15 protein-coding genes and 3 pseudogenes are annotated in these 14,837 nt (G+C 63.9%); 14 read left to right on the top strand and 4 right to left on the bottom strand.

Annotated elements, in window-relative coordinates:
• The first annotated feature begins 75 nt into the window (after positions 1-75).
• The 7 genes and pseudogenes from ACQP1G_RS21385 (at position 76) to ACQP1G_RS21355 (ending at position 4,985) form a co-directional block, all read left to right on the top strand.
• Positions 76-429 carry a YciI family protein gene (locus ACQP1G_RS21385; protein WP_433207144.1) on the top strand — a complete coding sequence of 118 codons (354 nt, stop codon included), beginning with the start codon at positions 76-78 and terminating at the stop codon, positions 427-429.
• The gene (locus ACQP1G_RS21380; RefSeq protein ID WP_433207141.1) at positions 426-1,724 is read left to right on the top strand and encodes an RNA polymerase sigma factor; all 1,299 of its coding nucleotides are present in this window, start codon (positions 426-428) and stop codon (positions 1,722-1,724) included. Before ACQP1G_RS21385 ends, ACQP1G_RS21380 begins: the two co-directional genes overlap by 4 nt.
• A gap of 151 nt (positions 1,725-1,875) precedes the next feature.
• Positions 1,876-2,253: pseudogene (locus tag ACQP1G_RS21375) on the top strand (hypothetical protein); the annotation flags it as partial.
• A gap of 528 nt (positions 2,254-2,781) precedes the next feature.
• Positions 2,782-3,351, top strand: a pseudogene (locus ACQP1G_RS21370) (ExeA family protein); the annotation flags it as partial.
• A gap of 230 nt (positions 3,352-3,581) precedes the next feature.
• Positions 3,582-4,232 carry a hypothetical protein gene (locus tag ACQP1G_RS21365; protein ID WP_433207138.1) on the top strand — a complete coding sequence of 217 codons (651 nt, stop codon included), beginning with the start codon at positions 3,582-3,584 and terminating at the stop codon, positions 4,230-4,232.
• Positions 4,199-4,774: pseudogene (locus ACQP1G_RS21360) on the top strand (AAA family ATPase). The gene ACQP1G_RS21365 and the pseudogene ACQP1G_RS21360 overlap by 34 nt, the downstream one beginning before the upstream one ends.
• Entirely contained in the window at positions 4,737-4,985 is a 249-nt protein-coding gene (locus tag ACQP1G_RS21355) for a hypothetical protein (RefSeq protein WP_433207136.1), read from the top strand. Before ACQP1G_RS21360 ends, ACQP1G_RS21355 begins: the two are co-directional and overlap by 38 nt.
• A 334-nt stretch (positions 4,986-5,319) precedes the next feature.
• On the opposite strand, the gene ACQP1G_RS21350 is transcribed toward ACQP1G_RS21355, so the two are convergent.
• Both ACQP1G_RS21350 and ACQP1G_RS21345 read right to left on the bottom strand, forming a co-directional pair.
• A complete protein-coding gene (locus ACQP1G_RS21350; RefSeq protein WP_433207133.1) occupies positions 5,320-5,904 on the bottom strand; it encodes a LuxR C-terminal-related transcriptional regulator in 585 nt (194 codons plus the stop codon).
• 11 nt (positions 5,905-5,915) lie between these two features.
• Positions 5,916-6,326, bottom strand: a complete 411-nt coding sequence (locus tag ACQP1G_RS21345) for an SDR family NAD(P)-dependent oxidoreductase (RefSeq protein WP_433207130.1) — start codon at positions 6,324-6,326, stop codon at positions 5,916-5,918.
• A 140-nt stretch (positions 6,327-6,466) separates the two neighbouring features.
• Between ACQP1G_RS21345 and ACQP1G_RS21340 the strand changes: the two genes are divergently transcribed.
• Positions 6,467-7,186, top strand: a complete 720-nt coding sequence (locus ACQP1G_RS21340) for a GntR family transcriptional regulator (RefSeq protein ID WP_433207127.1) — start codon at positions 6,467-6,469, stop codon at positions 7,184-7,186.
• Positions 7,183-7,818, top strand: a complete 636-nt coding sequence (locus ACQP1G_RS21335) for an EthD domain-containing protein (RefSeq protein WP_433207124.1) — start codon at positions 7,183-7,185, stop codon at positions 7,816-7,818. The genes ACQP1G_RS21340 and ACQP1G_RS21335 overlap by 4 nt, the downstream gene beginning before the upstream one ends.
• Positions 7,819-7,841: 23 nt before the next feature.
• On the opposite strand, the gene ACQP1G_RS21330 is transcribed toward ACQP1G_RS21335, so the two are convergent.
• On the bottom strand, positions 7,842-8,036 hold the full coding sequence (locus ACQP1G_RS21330; protein ID WP_433208702.1) for a hypothetical protein: 195 nt from the start codon (positions 8,034-8,036) through the stop codon (positions 7,842-7,844).
• Positions 8,014-8,355: an Lrp/AsnC family transcriptional regulator gene (locus ACQP1G_RS21325; protein WP_433207121.1), complete on the bottom strand. Its 342-nt coding sequence runs from the start codon at positions 8,353-8,355 to the stop codon at positions 8,014-8,016. The genes ACQP1G_RS21330 and ACQP1G_RS21325 overlap by 23 nt, the downstream gene beginning before the upstream one ends.
• 220 nt (positions 8,356-8,575) lie before the next feature.
• Here ACQP1G_RS21325 and hppD point away from each other — a divergent pair, with 220 nt between their 5' ends.
• The 5 genes from hppD (at position 8,576) to hisC (ending at position 14,275) form a co-directional block, all read left to right on the top strand.
• On the top strand, positions 8,576-9,772 hold the full coding sequence (gene hppD, locus ACQP1G_RS21320; protein ID WP_433207118.1) for a 4-hydroxyphenylpyruvate dioxygenase: 1,197 nt from the start codon (positions 8,576-8,578) through the stop codon (positions 9,770-9,772).
• Positions 9,773-9,835: 63 nt separating this feature from the next.
• The gene (locus ACQP1G_RS21315) at positions 9,836-11,035 is read left to right on the top strand and encodes a homogentisate 1,2-dioxygenase (RefSeq protein WP_433207115.1); all 1,200 of its coding nucleotides are present in this window, start codon (positions 9,836-9,838) and stop codon (positions 11,033-11,035) included.
• On the top strand, positions 11,032-11,868 hold the full coding sequence (locus tag ACQP1G_RS21310) for a hypothetical protein (RefSeq protein WP_433207112.1): 837 nt from the start codon (positions 11,032-11,034) through the stop codon (positions 11,866-11,868). Before ACQP1G_RS21315 ends, ACQP1G_RS21310 begins: the two co-directional genes overlap by 4 nt.
• Entirely contained in the window at positions 11,865-13,055 is a 1,191-nt protein-coding gene (gene fahA, locus ACQP1G_RS21305; protein ID WP_433207109.1) for a fumarylacetoacetase, read from the top strand. The genes ACQP1G_RS21310 and fahA overlap by 4 nt, the downstream gene beginning before the upstream one ends.
• Before the next feature lie 95 nt (positions 13,056-13,150).
• Positions 13,151-14,275 carry a histidinol-phosphate transaminase gene (hisC, locus tag ACQP1G_RS21300; RefSeq protein ID WP_433208699.1) on the top strand — a complete coding sequence of 375 codons (1,125 nt, stop codon included), beginning with the start codon at positions 13,151-13,153 and terminating at the stop codon, positions 14,273-14,275.
• The last annotated feature ends 562 nt before the right edge of the window (positions 14,276-14,837 follow it).

Genomic DNA, 14,837 nt, shown 5'->3' with positions numbered 1-14,837 from the left:
CTGCGCCCGCACGACGGATCATGGCAACGACAAACACCGCGGGCCGACGGCCCGGCGACGAGAAGGGGAACGCCGATGACGCAGTACTTGCTGCTGATCCACACCGACGAGCACGCCATGGCCCAGGCCGGCCCGCAGGTGGTGGCGCGCACGCTGCGCCGGCACGAGGAGTTCGTCGCCGCCAACGCATCCCGGCTGCGCGGCGGCAAACGGTTGCGGCCCGCCGCGACGGCCACCACGATCCGCCGCGACGAGCAGGACCGTCCGGTGGTCACCGACGGGGTGTTCGTCGAATCCAAGGAGGTGCTCGGCGGCTACTACGTGATCGAGGCCGCAGACCTGGACGAGGCCGTCCGCGTTGCCGCGCAGGTGCCCGCCCCGTTCGGCGGGGTCGAGGTTCGCCCGGTCTGGCCCACCGACGAACCATGACCACCCCGCCACCGCCACCGCCACCGCCACCGCCACCGCCACCGCCACCGGCGTCGGTGGCGGTGGCGGCCGCCGTCGCCGACGCGCACCGCCGCGAATGGGCGTTCGTGCTCGCCGCCACCGTGCGGGTGACCCGCAACCTCGACCTCGCCGAAGAATGCGCACAGGAAGCGTTCACCCAGGCGCTGCAATCGTGGGCGGTGTCCGGGATCCCGGACAAGCCCGGCGCGTGGCTGACCACCACCGCGCGGCGCCGCGCCCTGGACGAGTTGCGCCGCGACATCGCCTTCGAGAAAACCGTGCCGCTGCTCGTCGACGAACCGTCGGCTCCCGCCACCGACGAGACCGCGGCGGAGCCGGTCGCCGACGACCGGCTCCGGCTGATCTTCACCTGCTGCCACCCCGCCCTGTCGGTGCAGGCGCGGGTGGCGTTGACGCTGCGGCTGTTGTGCGGGCTGGCCACGGGTGACGTCGCGAAGGCGTTTCTGGTGTCGGAGACGACGATGGCGGCGCGGATCACCCGCGCCAAACAGAAGATCACCCAGGCCCGCATCCCCTATAAGATGCCCGACGACACCGACCTGACCGATCGGGTCGACGCCGTGCTCACCGTGCTGCACCTGCTCTACACCACCGGCCACACCGCCCCCACCGGCACCGAGCTGGTCCGCGCCGACCTGATCCAACGCGCCCTCGACCTGACCCGGATGCTGCGGCTGCTGCTGCCGACCGACCCCGACGTCGCCGGCCTGTATGCCCTGCTGCTGCTCACCGATGCCCGCCGCGGCACCCGCACTGACGAGAGCGGCGCGTTCGTGCCCCTGCAAGACCAGGACCGCTCCCGCTGGGACCGCGCCGCGATCACCGAGGGCATCGCGCTCGTCCGCAAAGCGCTGCGCAGCAGGCGCGGTGAGCCGGGCCGGTTCCCGCTGATGGCCGCCATCGCCGCCGTCCACACCGAAGCCCCCGCCTTCGAGGCCACCGACTGGGCCGAGATCGCCGGCCTCTACGACCATTTGATCGCGGTGTGGCCGTCACCGGTGGTCGCCCTGAACCGCGCGATCGCCGTCGGGCACGCCCACGGCCCGCAGGCCGGGCTCGCCCTGCTCGACCAACTCACCGCCGACCCCCAGCTCGGGGGCTACCACTACCTCCAAGCCGCGCGCGCCGAATTCCTCACCCGCCTGGGTCGCCGCGACGACGCCCGCCTGGCCTGGCAGGAAGCCCGGCTGCTCGCCGGCAACACCGTCGAAGCCGACTACCTCACCCGCCGCCTGCACGAACTCGACCCCTAACCCGACGTTAACTTCGGCCTAACCCCCGGGTCACCGACAGGACCGGGAATTCGTTTCCGCGGTTGCCGATTCCGGGACGCACCGCACTCGACGGATCAGCAGGACCGACCATCCGGTCGGGCCGAGGAGATCCGAACGAAGGGGCGAGGCGTTGATCAACGTGGAAACCGAGCCGGACCGGACCGAGCAACGGCTGCGCGCCGGCGAGCTCGCGTGTCCGGGCTGCGGTGGAGTCCTCGGCGGATGGGGCAGGGCCCGGCCGCGCCGACTGCGCGGCATCGGCGGGCCGGTCGAGCTCACACCGCGGCGGTCGCGCTGTCGCCGCTGCCCGGCCACGCACGTGCTGCTGCCGGTGACCACGTTCGCGCGGCGCGCCGACACCGCCGCGGTGATCGTGGCCGCGCTCGCGGCCAAAGCCCGGCACGGCGTCGGGTTCCGGCGCATCGCCGCCGACCTGCACCGTCCCGCCGAGACCGTGCGCGGCTGGCTGCGGCGCTTCGCCGAGCGTGCCGACGCGATCCGGTCGGTGCTCGGAGCGATGCCCAGTGAGGGCATTCAAGGAGATGAGTGGGACGCCAGCATCACGCTGCCACGTGCGGTGACGACGAACAGGGGATCGCCTACCGGACGCGAGTCCCAGGGCGACGGAGGTCTGGTAGTAGTCGCCGGAGTCACGCCCGGCCAGGGAGGACGGGAAAGCCGCCCGCAGGGCGAAGCAGACCAGGTGACCTGAGCATTCACTGATCGGGAGGTATGCGTAATGCAGAGCGCCGAAACGGTTCTGGATGTTCTGCGTGAGCGCGGCAGGCGGGGCCTGCCGCTGACACAGCTATATCGGCAACTGTTCAACCCGCAGTTGTATCTGCTGGCCTACGGCCGCATCTACGCCAACAAGGGTGCGATGACGGCCGGGGTCACACAGGAAACCGTGGACGGCATGTCGCTGGGCAAGATCGACCGCATCATCGGTGCAATGCGCGCCGAGCGGTATCGGTTCCGTCCGGTGCGGCGGGTGCATATTCCGAAGAAGAACGGGAAACTGCGCCCGCTGGGACTGCCGACCGTCGGTGTCCGCGGTATCCACCACCAGATCGTGTCTGCGCTCGGTGGGCAACCCCACGTGCACCACGCCACCCTCGCCCCACAGGCCGCCGACGCGCTCGCCGCCGAGCGGGCGGAGCGTGGGCGGGCAGCGGTCTTGGTCGTAAACGAGGGACACCTTTTGGCCCACGATCAGTTGGAAGCGTTGCGGCTGTTGACAAATTACAACCTCGACAGCTCAAGCCCGTTCGCCTGCCTGCTCGTCGGCCAACCCACACTGCGACGCCGGATGAAGCTCGGCGTGCTCGCAGCACTGGATCAACGCATCGGGCTGCGCTACGCCATGCCGCCGATGAGCGAGCAGGAAACCAGCAGCTGCCTGCGTCACCACCTCGCCCTGGCCGGCCGCGCCGACCCGCTGTTCTCCGACGACGCGATTGGGTTGATCCACCAGACGAGCCGTGGCTACCCGCGGGCGGTCAACAACCTCGCCCTCTAGGCGCTCGTCGCCGCGTTCGCCGCCGACAAGGCCATCGTCGACGAATCCTCCACCCGCACAGCCATCGCCGAGGTCACGACAGACTGAACACCACGCAGACACCCTGATCACCCGGACCCCGCCGGGCCCCAGACGGCGGGGTCTTCACATTGCCGGACATCCTCACCACGAATGCCGCCGTCGTCCTCATCCTGAGCGCCGGTCAACAATCGCCTTCCACTTCCCCGATCAAGTCCCCGCCCGGCACCAGGATGCACTGGCGGCCACCGCCAGCGATCTGGGCATCGGACCGGCGCTGACCAGCCACGCACCATGGCATGAGCACACCAACGCCCGAGCTAGGCGAGCGGCTGCGCACCCTCGCCGGCCCTGGATGGCACCTGCTCGCCGACAGCGACGAATTCCACCAATTCCCCACCAGCATCGACAACGCGATCACCACCGCCGAGAACTCCGGGACCCCGGTGGTCGGCGGCCTGCTGCTCGACCGGATCAGCCGAGACGGCGCACTGCGGCCGATCACCCCCGGCATGGATCTGGATCAGGCGTTTCCGCTCGGCGGGCACCTGACCCACCGGGTACTGCGCGGTGATCCCCGCAAGGTCGTCGCGGTCCGCTCGGATGTCGTGGTGGCCTCGGGTAACCATCGCGCCCCAGGCTATCGTCCAGATCCGGAGCGGCTGGTGTGCGTGCACCATTTCAAATGGCGGCGCGGTGTGCTGGCCGACCTGCATCAGCGGGTGGCCCGGTTCTCGAGCGGCGAGTGGATCGGGCACACGCCCGCGGTCCGCGACGAAGCCGCCCGGCTACTCGATCATGTCGGCAGCCGGCACGGCCGCATCGACCCCGCCGATCCGCGACCGGCCTACCGGCCGATCACCCTGGCCCAGCTGCCCGGTAATTGGGTGGCCGAGGCCCGTAACATCCTGGTCCAATGGCGGCCACCGATACCGACGAAAGGGGACTGACCGTGGGCGAATCCATCGTGGTCCTGCTGTGCGGCATCACCGGATCCGGAAAGACAGTGCTCGCAAAAGCACTCGCCGACACCGGCTTTCACCGGCTATCGGTCGACGAGGAAGTCCACCGGCGGCACGGCCGCTAGCGCATCGACTACCCGCACGACACCTACTTCGACAAGGAACGCCCCGTCGTCCAGGACATCCGCAACCAGCTCGCCGCCGAGATCACCGCAGGCCACGATGTGGTGCTCGATCACGGGCTGTGGCTGCGCAAGGATCGGGACGCCTGGCGCGAGTTCGCCGAATCCGCCGGCGCCGACGTGCGTTTGGTCTCCCGGTCAACAAGGCCGAGCTGCTGCGCCGCCTGGACGAACGCAACCAGCGCGAAGATGCCAACGCCCTCACTGTGTCCGCCGAAGCGCTCGATGACTTCTTCGCCCGCTTCAACCCACCCGAGTTCGACGAGCACGCCATCGTCTACACCGGCGGCGACCCCGCCACGGTGCTGGAGTGAGGATCGAGCCCCTGTCGGTGGCCCGGATCGGTGAGGTCATCGACCTGATGGGCACCGGTGCCCCCTACATCACCGCCCGCACCAACTCGGACTACTGGCTGTACGCGGCCCTGTTCTCCAGCACCTGCCCGCTCGCTATCATCGATGACCAGGTCGCGGGCGCGGTGATCGCGTTCCACATCCAGGACGACCCCGGCGACGTCGGCGACGGCGCGATCCATGTAGCGGCGGGCTTGCCGCAGTGAACACCCGAACCGATCCGCAAGCCTGCGCGCAGCATCGGCCACTGGCATCCACCAACTCCGCAGCCGCGTTGACACGACAGGCGAATTCATCGCACCTTGCAGAGGCGATTGACGCCCGACTTGCGAAACTCACCGCGACTACAGGTGTGGAAGCGAAATCGCGGAGAAAATATGTACGATTCCGCAGCACCGCCGTAGCCGAAGGACGGACCACCACAACTGGATCCAACAGAAATGGGCAAGCCACCCATTGCCTCTGGCTGCACGCTACCGGCCAAAAGAACTTGGCCACCAATTGATCTCACCCTCAGGCAGCGTGTGCGTCCAGGACTGGCTATCTACGCCCGGATAACCAAAAGAGCGCGAGTTGGGTTCGGTTCCGACAGCCGGTGACGGAAAGCGCCTGGGTGAGGTGTTTCTTCACCGTGTCTACGCCTATGTAAAGCTTATGGGAAATCTCGACATTGGTTAGTCCTTTTGCAACGAGGTCGACGACCTCCGCCTGTCGTGGCGACAGGGCGGGCTCTGGGACAGTGGTCTGCGTTTCGAGATGGATATCAACCAGCTCACTCGGGTGTTTTGACATGAAGTGGACGGCGCGGCCGAGTTCAGGAGGGGCAGAAGCACCAGGGCCCTGCTCAAGCGAGCTCATTCCGTTCGCCGGGGTGCTGCGTAGCCGATTTACGAACGCACGGCGCGGGCCGATGTCGAACTCGCCGTTGGGTAACCGAACGAGGTATCCCTCACGACGCAAAGTTCTAAGGAGGTGATAGCATGTGCGCTGCTGCAAACCGAGACTGCGAGCGAGCGACTTGGCGGTTACCGACCCGTTACGTTCGGCAACCGCATCAAGCAGAGCGAGCCCGCGCCTCAGCGTCAGCAGCACTGCGCTTTCAGTATCGCAGTTAACAATTCTCACGTCGGATACCATCACAAGCCGCCCCTGCGGGCTGTTCTGACGATTGAGCCCCCTGTGCCGCTGTTGCGCATCGCTTTTGCGGCAGCTTGACACATCAGAAAACTGCCGCCGAGATTGACGTCGATAATCCGATGAAAGAGAGCCGGGGGAAACTCAAGGGCCGGTGTCGAGGGCTCCTCTATGGCCGCGCAGTGAACGAGGCCGCTCACCCCTCCGAACCTGTCCACCGCTTGGTCGACCACCGATTCCACGTCGCTAGGCGAGGTGACATCGGCAACGACTCTGTGCAGGGACGTCAGACCCGCGTCATCGAGCATTGCGGCGTTGAGATCGCAGGCCACCACATCATGGTCGCGGCTTAGATCGAGTGCGATCGCGCGACCGATCCCTGACGCTGCGCCGGTAACGATAACGGTGCTCACAGCACCTCCTTGCCGAACTCTCAATCCAGAAACCGATCTCATAGGTCGGGTACTTGCATTACCCGACTGGAGCGGGACACACATAGTCAACTCGGTCAGCCATAGATGTGTCAATAGTGAACTCGTGATATATTAGACCCGTGAATGAGGATGACCTCGCCATCTTCGGCGACTCCGTGGTGCCACAGGTCTATTACGCGTTGCGTGACGACATCTTCGAAGGACGCATCGCGGCAAGCGAACTGGTGTTCGAGGCAGACGTCGCAAGGCGCTTCTCGGTGTCCAAGACCCCGGCGCGCGAGGCCTTACGCCTACTCGTGCTCGACGGGCTGCTGCATCTCATGCCCAGACGGGGGTATGTGGTGAGGGCGCCGGGACTGTCCGACATTCTGGATATCTACCATCTGAGAGCTAGTATCGAGCCGCGATTGGCGGCCGAGGCTGCCCGGCGCGCCACTGTCGAGCAAGCTGAACTGCTCGTTGATCTGTCGGCTCGCTACAGCGCAGAGACAACCTGGGGTGAAGAAGTGCGGCTGGCGGTCAAATTTCACCACGAGCTGGCGGTAGCGTCGAGCAACAAGCGCGCGGTAGCCATCGTCGACCGTCTGGTTTTCGATGCTCACCGAGTATGGATGAGCCTGCGAGGGGCACCGCCGCGTTCGGCCTACGAGCAGGCCCGTCCAAGCTACGAACGGTTGGCCTCGGCGGTCCGTTCGGGCGATGCCGCAGAAGCTCGCGACACGATGCAGGGCCTGCTGGCGACCGCCCAACAGCTTCTCACCGCGGTAGCTGCCGGGACCACCCCGACCGAGGCGGCCGACCGTACCCGCGCCTCCGGTCTGCCGGGGCAACTACTGTGAGCCTGGCAGAGGCCGACGGGCCGCTCATCGACACCGCAGTCACGCGCTGGTGGTTTGCGGCGCGGCGACTCGATCTGTCGCACGCACGGTTCGTGCAGCATTGGCGCGGCCCGCACGCCGACATCGCGATGCACCTCCCGGCGCTACAGAGCTACCGCCAGTATCACGTACTAGCCGACTACGAGCCCGAATGTTCGGCACTACCGGTCCATGGCTGTGCCCGAATGAACTTTCCATTATTTTCCTCCATGGCGATGGCAATGAATGGGTCTGTCGCTGCCCGTGCGAGTGCCGACGAACCCACGTTCGTTGACATCCGACGATGCTTCGCGCTGGTGACCCGACACGTCGGTACTCAGGAGCTTCGGCCGAGGACGCGAGGGGAGACCATCGCAACGATCGACCGCGACTATTCGGTGATCCAAGTCGGACCGAGAGCCGCCGAATTACCGACTTCATCACATGCACACATGATGGAGACGTATCAGGCTCTGCGTGAGGACTCGCGCGTGGTCCAGGCCATCTCATTCACCGATGCAGAGAGGGCAATCGACTACGCGAGTGCATTGAAAGAATCCATCTCCGGCGCAGGCGCGTTCGTCCTAGCCGCGCAGTGCGTTCGTATCCGGTAGCAGAGGCGGTGGCTCGCATCTGATCACAGCCCCGCCCGATATGCAGGCAACCGTGTTGGTGGACCTTTCACACCGGACCGCAGCACGGGCGACGTGCGGTGTCCCACCAGCGTGGACAACACGATCACGCTAGTGGAGCGCACCACATGCGGCGAGCGGTCGATGGACAGCAGCACCTCCTGCAGCCCTGCATGGTCAGGAGCGGCGATCCGGCACATCACGTCCCGCTCCTGTTGTGGCGAATGCCTCGATCACCCGCGGGATCTTTGCAAGATCAGCTGCGACCTCCTCCAACGCCCCCTGGGAGATCTCCAGCGAAATCACTGCCTGGACCGGGAAGCCAGCCGCGACGATGTCGATCGCCGGTCGATAGCTCCGAATCACACCATTCGACTCCAATCGCTGCAGCCGAGCCTGGACGGTGCCTCGGGCTACGCCGAGAATGCGGGCCAACTCCAGAACACCCACCCTGCCGTGCGTGGCCATCGCCTCGAGCAGTTCGACGTCGAATGCGTCGAGTCTGGTGCCTCCCTTCATCGCGCTGCCCTTCGAAACCTCAAACACCCTCCCAAGGCGGAGTGGTCATCTGGAATGGTCATTCTGACTAGTTGTAGTGCCGAAAACTGACCTGAATTGTACAGAAGTCACGTTATCAGCATGACTGATTGCAAACCAATCTCGATCCAGATAACACTATGCGCCACCTGGCCGAACACCGGGCACCGCCGTCCGATACGGCCACGATGAAAGGATTCAGATGAGTCTTGCGGATGAACTGAACACGGAGGAACGTTCGGCTCACCTCGACCTGCCCCAGCTCACGCAGCTGGTGGGTCTCGTACCGTACGACGTGAGCACAGATCCGTTTCCGGTCATGGGATGGGATGGCGTGTGGTGGATCGTCGGCAACGCCACCCAGACAGCTGGCTACTACCAGACAGTTTTCGGAATGGAACTGATCGCCTACTCGGGCCCCGAGACGGGCAATTCCGATCACCATGCCTACGTATTGCGCAGCGGCGCCGTGCGCTTCGTCATCGCCGGAGGTGTCTCCCCGGACAGCCGTATGGCCGATCATCACCGTCGTCACGGCGACGGCGTGTTCGACATCGCCCTGCAGGTGTTGGACGTCGATCGGTGCGTCGCACATGCACGACGGCAGGGGGCGACCGTGCTAGAAGAGCCACACGACATCAGCGATACGCATGGCACTGTGCGGCGAGCGTCGATCGCCGCATACGGCGACACCCAGCACACCCTCATCGACCGGAGCCGCTACGACGGCCCCTTCCTCCCCGGCTTTATACAACGGCACGCTGGCGACCGCCCCAACCGCCGCCGACTCTTCCAAGCACTCGACCATGTCGTCGGCAACGTCGAGCTCGGCGCGATGGACCGCTGGGTCGATTTCTATAACCGTGTCATGGGCTTCATCAATATGGCTGAATTCATCGGCGACGACATCGCGACAGAATATTCGGCACTGATGAGCAAAGTCGTCGCCAACGGAAACCATCGAGTTAAATTCCCGCTCAACGAGCCCGCCCCCGGAAAACGCAAAAGCCAGATCGACGAATATCTCGAGTACTACCGATCCCCCGGCGTGCAGCACCTCGCTTTGGCTACCAACAACATTCTGCACACCGTCGATGAACTCCGCAACGCAGGCGTCGAGTTCCTTACTACCCCGGATTCGTACTACGACGATCCCGCGCTGCGACGACGAATCGGCGACGTGCGCGTGCCTATCGGCGAACTCAAACGGCGCGGCATCCTGGTAGATCGAGACGAGGACGGCTATCTGCTTCAGATATTCACCAAGCCCATCGGCGACCGTCCGACTGTATTCTTCGAATTCATCGAGCGCCACGGTTCACTGGGATTCGGCAAAGGCAATTTCAAAGCCCTGTTCGAGGCGATCGAGCGAGAGCAGGAACGTCGCGGCAATCTTTGACCCGTCCGATCCCCGACCTCAGAATCATCAGTAATTCGCTGATCACCACGGTAGGAGCACAAGATGCCCTTCTATCAATACAGGGGCGAAGTCCCCACAAAACGGCATACGCAACACGCCGATAGCCTCGGCCGAATGTATTTCGAAGAACTCGTGGGAGAAGAAGGGTTCTCCTCCGATTCCTCGCTCTTATACCATCGTCGCAATCCCGCCGCGATCATTGCCGTCGCTCCCTGGGATCCACCGACCGTCGACGTAAGCCCCAACCACCCACTGCAACCCCGCCATCTGCGGTTGCCCGACCTCTTCGCGGAGAACTGCTGCGGCATCGATGCGGTCACTGGCCGCCGCATGGTCCTGGGTAACGACGACGTACGGATCAGCTACGTAGTCGCCGAGGAAACTTCACCGATGTATCGGAACGCCATCGGTGACGAGTGCATCTTCATCGAGGACGGCACAGCCAGCCTTGAAACAGCGTATGGACCGATCGAAGCCTCAAAGGGGGACTATGTGCTTATCCCCCGCACAGTCATCCACCGATGGGTGCCCCATGGCCCCTCGCCACTGCGCGCATACATCATCGAGGCGAACTCACACATCAACCCTCCGCGCCGGTACCTCTCCGAGCGTGGCCAGTTCCTCGAAAACGCGCCCTACTGCGAACGCGACCTGCGGCTGCCCGCGGCTCCGGCGATCGTCGAGGACGGTGGTGTCAAGGTATATGTCAAGCACCGCAAAGGCGCTGGGCTCGCAGGAACCGTCGTTACTTACGAGCACCATCCGTTCGACGTCGTCGGGTGGGACGGGTGTCTGTATCCCTATGCGTTCAACATCGGCGACTTCGAGCCTTTGACCGGCAGAATCCACCAGCCACCGCCGGCGCATCAGGTGTTCGAGGGCCACAACTTTGTCATCTGTAACTTCGTTCCTCGCAAGGTCGATTACCACCCGCAGGCCGTTCCCGTCCCTTACTACCACTCCAACGTCGATTCCGACGAGGTGATGTTCTACGTCGCCGGCGACTACGGTGCGCGTAAGGGCTCCGGCATCTCAGCCGGCTCGGTCTCCCTCCACCCTGGCGGTCACTCGCACGGACCCCAGCCGGGAGCCATCGCCGCAAGCATCGGTGTCGAGTACTTCGATGAGCTGGCGGTAATGGTTGATACATTCCGGCCGCTCGGGATCGGCGCGGCCGGGCATGCCTGCGAGCAACCGGAATACGCATGGTCCTGGGCCAACAAATGCAAGAGCATCCGATGACCGTCGACACCAGCGCTGGGCGTATCAACCGCGCGCTGGCCGCACTCGTAGACGACGCCGGACTATTCCCTCCAGCAAATCTGCCTATGGCCGAGGCATTGTCGCGTCACCGCCACGACACCCAGTACGCCAGTCCAGTACTGACCCATCGGTTTCTATGCCCTGTCGAACGTATCTCCGAGTTGCTTGAAGATCTTCACCGCGACGATACGATTCGCATCGTTTTGCTCGGCCCCACCACTGGGTCGAGCAGCGACAAGGTCGATGACGTCATCGCGGACCCTCGCGTCGAGGTCGCTGCGTTGGAGGCGCCCCTCGCCACACTCACCGTGTGCCACCCGGCACTGGACAGACTCCCGCGCTACGCCGAGATCCACCCCGACAACCTGGCAGCGCTTCCAGCCATCGCAGCCGCTGGGTTGCGTGCCAAGATCCGCTGCGGCGGGCTGCAAGCGGAGGCATTTCCCTCGGCGCGGCAGCTCGGTCGCTTCATCGCGGAGTGCGCACGTGTGGGTGTCGGATTCAAGGCAACCGCGGGCCTCCATCATGCGCTGCCCTACCGTGACCGGGTCACCCAGTTCCAGCATCACGGGTTTCTCAATATCCTGCTCGCTGTCGCTCGGGCGGCCGACGGGGCACCAGAGTCACAGATTGTGCACGTCCTCCAACTCGCCGATTCGACCAGCGTCGCCGACGAAGTTCGAGCGCTCGGCGCGGAACTAGCCGCAGCTGCCCGCCGACTGTTCACGGCATATGGATCGTGTGACACCCAACAGCCCCTTGACGATTTATACTCACTCGGGCTGATTTCCAGAAACGGCGATCCCCGATGACAGACACCTGGCTGACAACACCCGACGACACCGACTTCCCCATAGGAAATCTTCCCTACGGGGTGTTCTCCACAGCCGCTCTGTCGCCGCGGATCGGCGTCGCCATCGGCGACCACGTTCTCGATCTCAGAGCAGTAATCGCCGATCCTGTATTTGCCGCGACCACGCTCAATGCCTTCCTCAGAACCGGTCCGGTTCGATGGCGAGCGACACGCGATCGTGTGACCGAGCTACTGACGCAACCCTCCTACCGCGACCAGGTCACGCCGCATCTCTACCACCGGGCTGAAGTCCGACTCCACCTCCCCTTCGAGGTGAGTGACTACGTCGACTTCTACGCGTCTCGACACCACGCTATGAACCTGGGACGGCTGTTCCGGCCCGGAATGAACCCGCTTCCCGCGAACTGGGAGTACTTACCCAGCGGCTATCACGGTCGAGCAGGAACGGTTGTGGTGTCCGGGACACCCATCGTCCGGCCTTCTGGACAGTACCGGCCCGACCAGCATCGCCCTCCCAGGTTTGGCCCCTCCCAATGTGTCGATATCGAGGCCGAGATCGGCTTCGTCGTCGGTGTGCCGTCACCTCAAGGCCAGCGCGTTGCCCCATCAGAATTTGCACAGCACGTTTTCGGTGCGGTCCTGGTAAATGACTGGTCCGCACGCGATATTCAACGCTGGGAGTACACCCCTTTAGGACCGTTCCTGGGCAAGTCGTTCGCGACATCGATCTCCCCGTGGGTCGTCACTCTCGACGCCTTACAGGCTGCACGCATCGAAGGCCCACGACAACTCCCCTCACCACTGACCTACCTGCAACGCGCGGAGCCATGGGGGCTCGACATCGACTTGGAGGTGCACTGGAACGACACCTTGGTCTCTCGTCCGCCTTTCGCCGACATGTACTGGACGGCAGATCAGCAGCTGGCACACCTGACGGCGAACGGAGCCGCGCTGCGAACCGGCGACCTTTTCGCTTCGGGCACGATATCCGGGCCCGAACCCCAGCAACGAGGCTCGTTCGTCGAACTCACCTGGGATGGAGCCACTCCGGTGACGTTGCGTAATGGCACTACCCGTAGTTACCTACACGACGGAGACACCGTCACGATCAGAGCCACAACCAACGGAACAGACGGGCGGCGCATCGGCTTCGGCGAGGTGACCGGAACCATCACCGCCTATTAGCGAGGCCAGCTTCTGTCGTCCTAACCAGGAAATCTAACCCAGCCGAGCGGCTGGCCATAGCGGGCGCCGGAGGTCGAACAATGGCGAGCGCCGCCATGCGTCTGTTCAGAACAATTTTCCCACTCCAAACAGAAAGTGATCAGAAAGTGCGTCTCCGCCCCATGCTAGCCACGTTGCCCGTCTACAAACCAGGACATAGGTCGCCCGGCGCAATCAAACTGTCAAGCAACGAAATGCCCTATCACCCGCTTCCTTCGGTGCTTGTCCGGATCGATGAGGTTGCAGCGGAAGCGAATCGCTACCCCGACAGCTTTGCCCTCGAACTCACATCGGCGCTGGCCCGCAAGTTCAAAGTGAATGCTGAACAGGTCCGCGTAGGATGCGGGTCGATTGCCCTCCTCGACCAACTCATCCAAGCTGTTGTCGAGCCCGGAGAGCGAGTTCTGTTTGCTTGGCGATCATTCGAAGCCTACCCCATCATGGCAACAGTCAACGGAGCAGTACCTGTCCCGGTGCCGCTCTCTGCCGACCACGTTCACGACCTCACCGCAATGTCTGAGCAGATAACACCAGACGTACGATTGATATTCGTATGCAACCCCAACAATCCGACTGGAACAGTCGTTGATCGCCTGAAGCTCAAGGACTTCTTGAGCACAGTTCCCCCGGATGTCGTCGTAGCCCTCGATGAGGCATATCGCGAGTTTGTCACCGATACCGAAGTCCCCGATGGCTTGGATCTGCTCGAGGAATTTCCCAATCTTGTCGTCCTACGGACATTCTCGAAAGCCTACGGGCTCGCGGGGCTGCGGGTCGGTTACGCGATCGCAGGCGACCCCGCTTTATCCGAAGCGCTGCGGCAGACACAGCTGCCGTTCTCCATAACGAGTATTGCCCAGGCCGCAGCACTGGCCTGCTTGGAGCCCGCCGCGGAAAACGAGCTATCCAACCGCGTACTTCGCGTCGTCGCAGAGCGAAACCGGGTGCACACGGAACTCAGCCTGATCGGCTACAAACCTCCGCCCTCGCACGCCAATTTCGTCTGGCTGCCGCTTGGTGCCGCCACAGCGAAATGGGCCGCGGAGTGCGAGCAACGACAGATCACACTCCGCGCCTTCGATGGCGTCGGCGCTCGGATAACAATCGGCACCCACAGCGAAAATGACCGCCTGCTGGCCGTAGCTTCAGAATTGAGAAATCTTCTGCCTCCAACGGGCTAATAAATTTGACTATGCAGCCTCCCTCGACCCGGACACCAGCGCACCTGCAGCGGAGCTCGATGTACGAGACGTTCCTCCGGATCCGCGCTTTCGTGGCAACGCTCCGCCAATTATTCAAAAAGGACTATCGCCGACGAGGCGTATTATCGTCACGAGACGTTGTCGCCATGATGGGTAACCTTGAGCTGAGAACTGAAACGACACCAACGCGATCGATCCATTCACAATTTCGCTCCCGCACCATGGGCATTCACGGAGAGAGACACAACGCCGCTTCCGAGGCGCTGTGGTCGACGTTCGAGCACGCGTGCTGCCACCGCCACGCCTACGGAAACGACGGCTGAACTCGTTGCCGCAGTTGACAACGACGAACTCGTCCCGTCCCACCGACGAGCACTCCCGTCGAGTGCTGGGCCATCGCCGATCACATGCACGCCGAGTTGGTCGTGCATGCGGTAGACGGGGCGGGGTTCGTGCGCGGTGGCCGCGTTCGCCATGCGATCCTGGCTGCGATCGCGGCACTGAATACACCGCTGCCGCGGCCGGCGCGGCGTGTGCGCGG

Origin of the sequence: Nocardia sp. CA-107356, from assembly GCF_050946365.1 — a bacterium.
Lineage (GTDB): Bacteria > Actinomycetota > Actinomycetes > Mycobacteriales > Mycobacteriaceae > Nocardia.
The sequence above is the reverse complement of the archived record's forward strand: the minus strand, read 5'-3'. Positions and strand labels throughout refer to the sequence as shown.

Bases quoted from the DNA above. Each gene is read 5' to 3' on its own strand.
- ACQP1G_RS21385 (WP_433207144.1), top strand. From the start codon at position 76: ATGACGCAGTACTTGCTGCTGATCCACACCGACGAGCACGCCATGGCC.
- ACQP1G_RS21380 (WP_433207141.1), top strand. From the start codon at position 426: ATGACCACCCCGCCACCGCCACCGCCACCGCCACCGCCACCGCCACCG.
- ACQP1G_RS21365 (WP_433207138.1), top strand. From the start codon at position 3,582: ATGAGCACACCAACGCCCGAGCTAGGCGAGCGGCTGCGCACCCTCGCC.
- ACQP1G_RS21330 (WP_433208702.1), bottom strand. From the start codon at position 8,036: ATGTGCCGGATCGCCGCTCCTGACCATGCAGGGCTGCAGGAGGTGCTG.
- ACQP1G_RS21325 (WP_433207121.1), bottom strand. From the start codon at position 8,355: ATGAAGGGAGGCACCAGACTCGACGCATTCGACGTCGAACTGCTCGAG.
- hppD (WP_433207118.1), top strand. From the start codon at position 8,576: ATGAGTCTTGCGGATGAACTGAACACGGAGGAACGTTCGGCTCACCTC.
- ACQP1G_RS21315 (WP_433207115.1), top strand. From the start codon at position 9,836: ATGCCCTTCTATCAATACAGGGGCGAAGTCCCCACAAAACGGCATACG.
- ACQP1G_RS21310 (WP_433207112.1), top strand. From the start codon at position 11,032: ATGACCGTCGACACCAGCGCTGGGCGTATCAACCGCGCGCTGGCCGCA.
- fahA (WP_433207109.1), top strand. From the start codon at position 11,865: ATGACAGACACCTGGCTGACAACACCCGACGACACCGACTTCCCCATA.
- hisC (WP_433208699.1), top strand. From the start codon at position 13,151: ATGCGTCTGTTCAGAACAATTTTCCCACTCCAAACAGAAAGTGATCAG.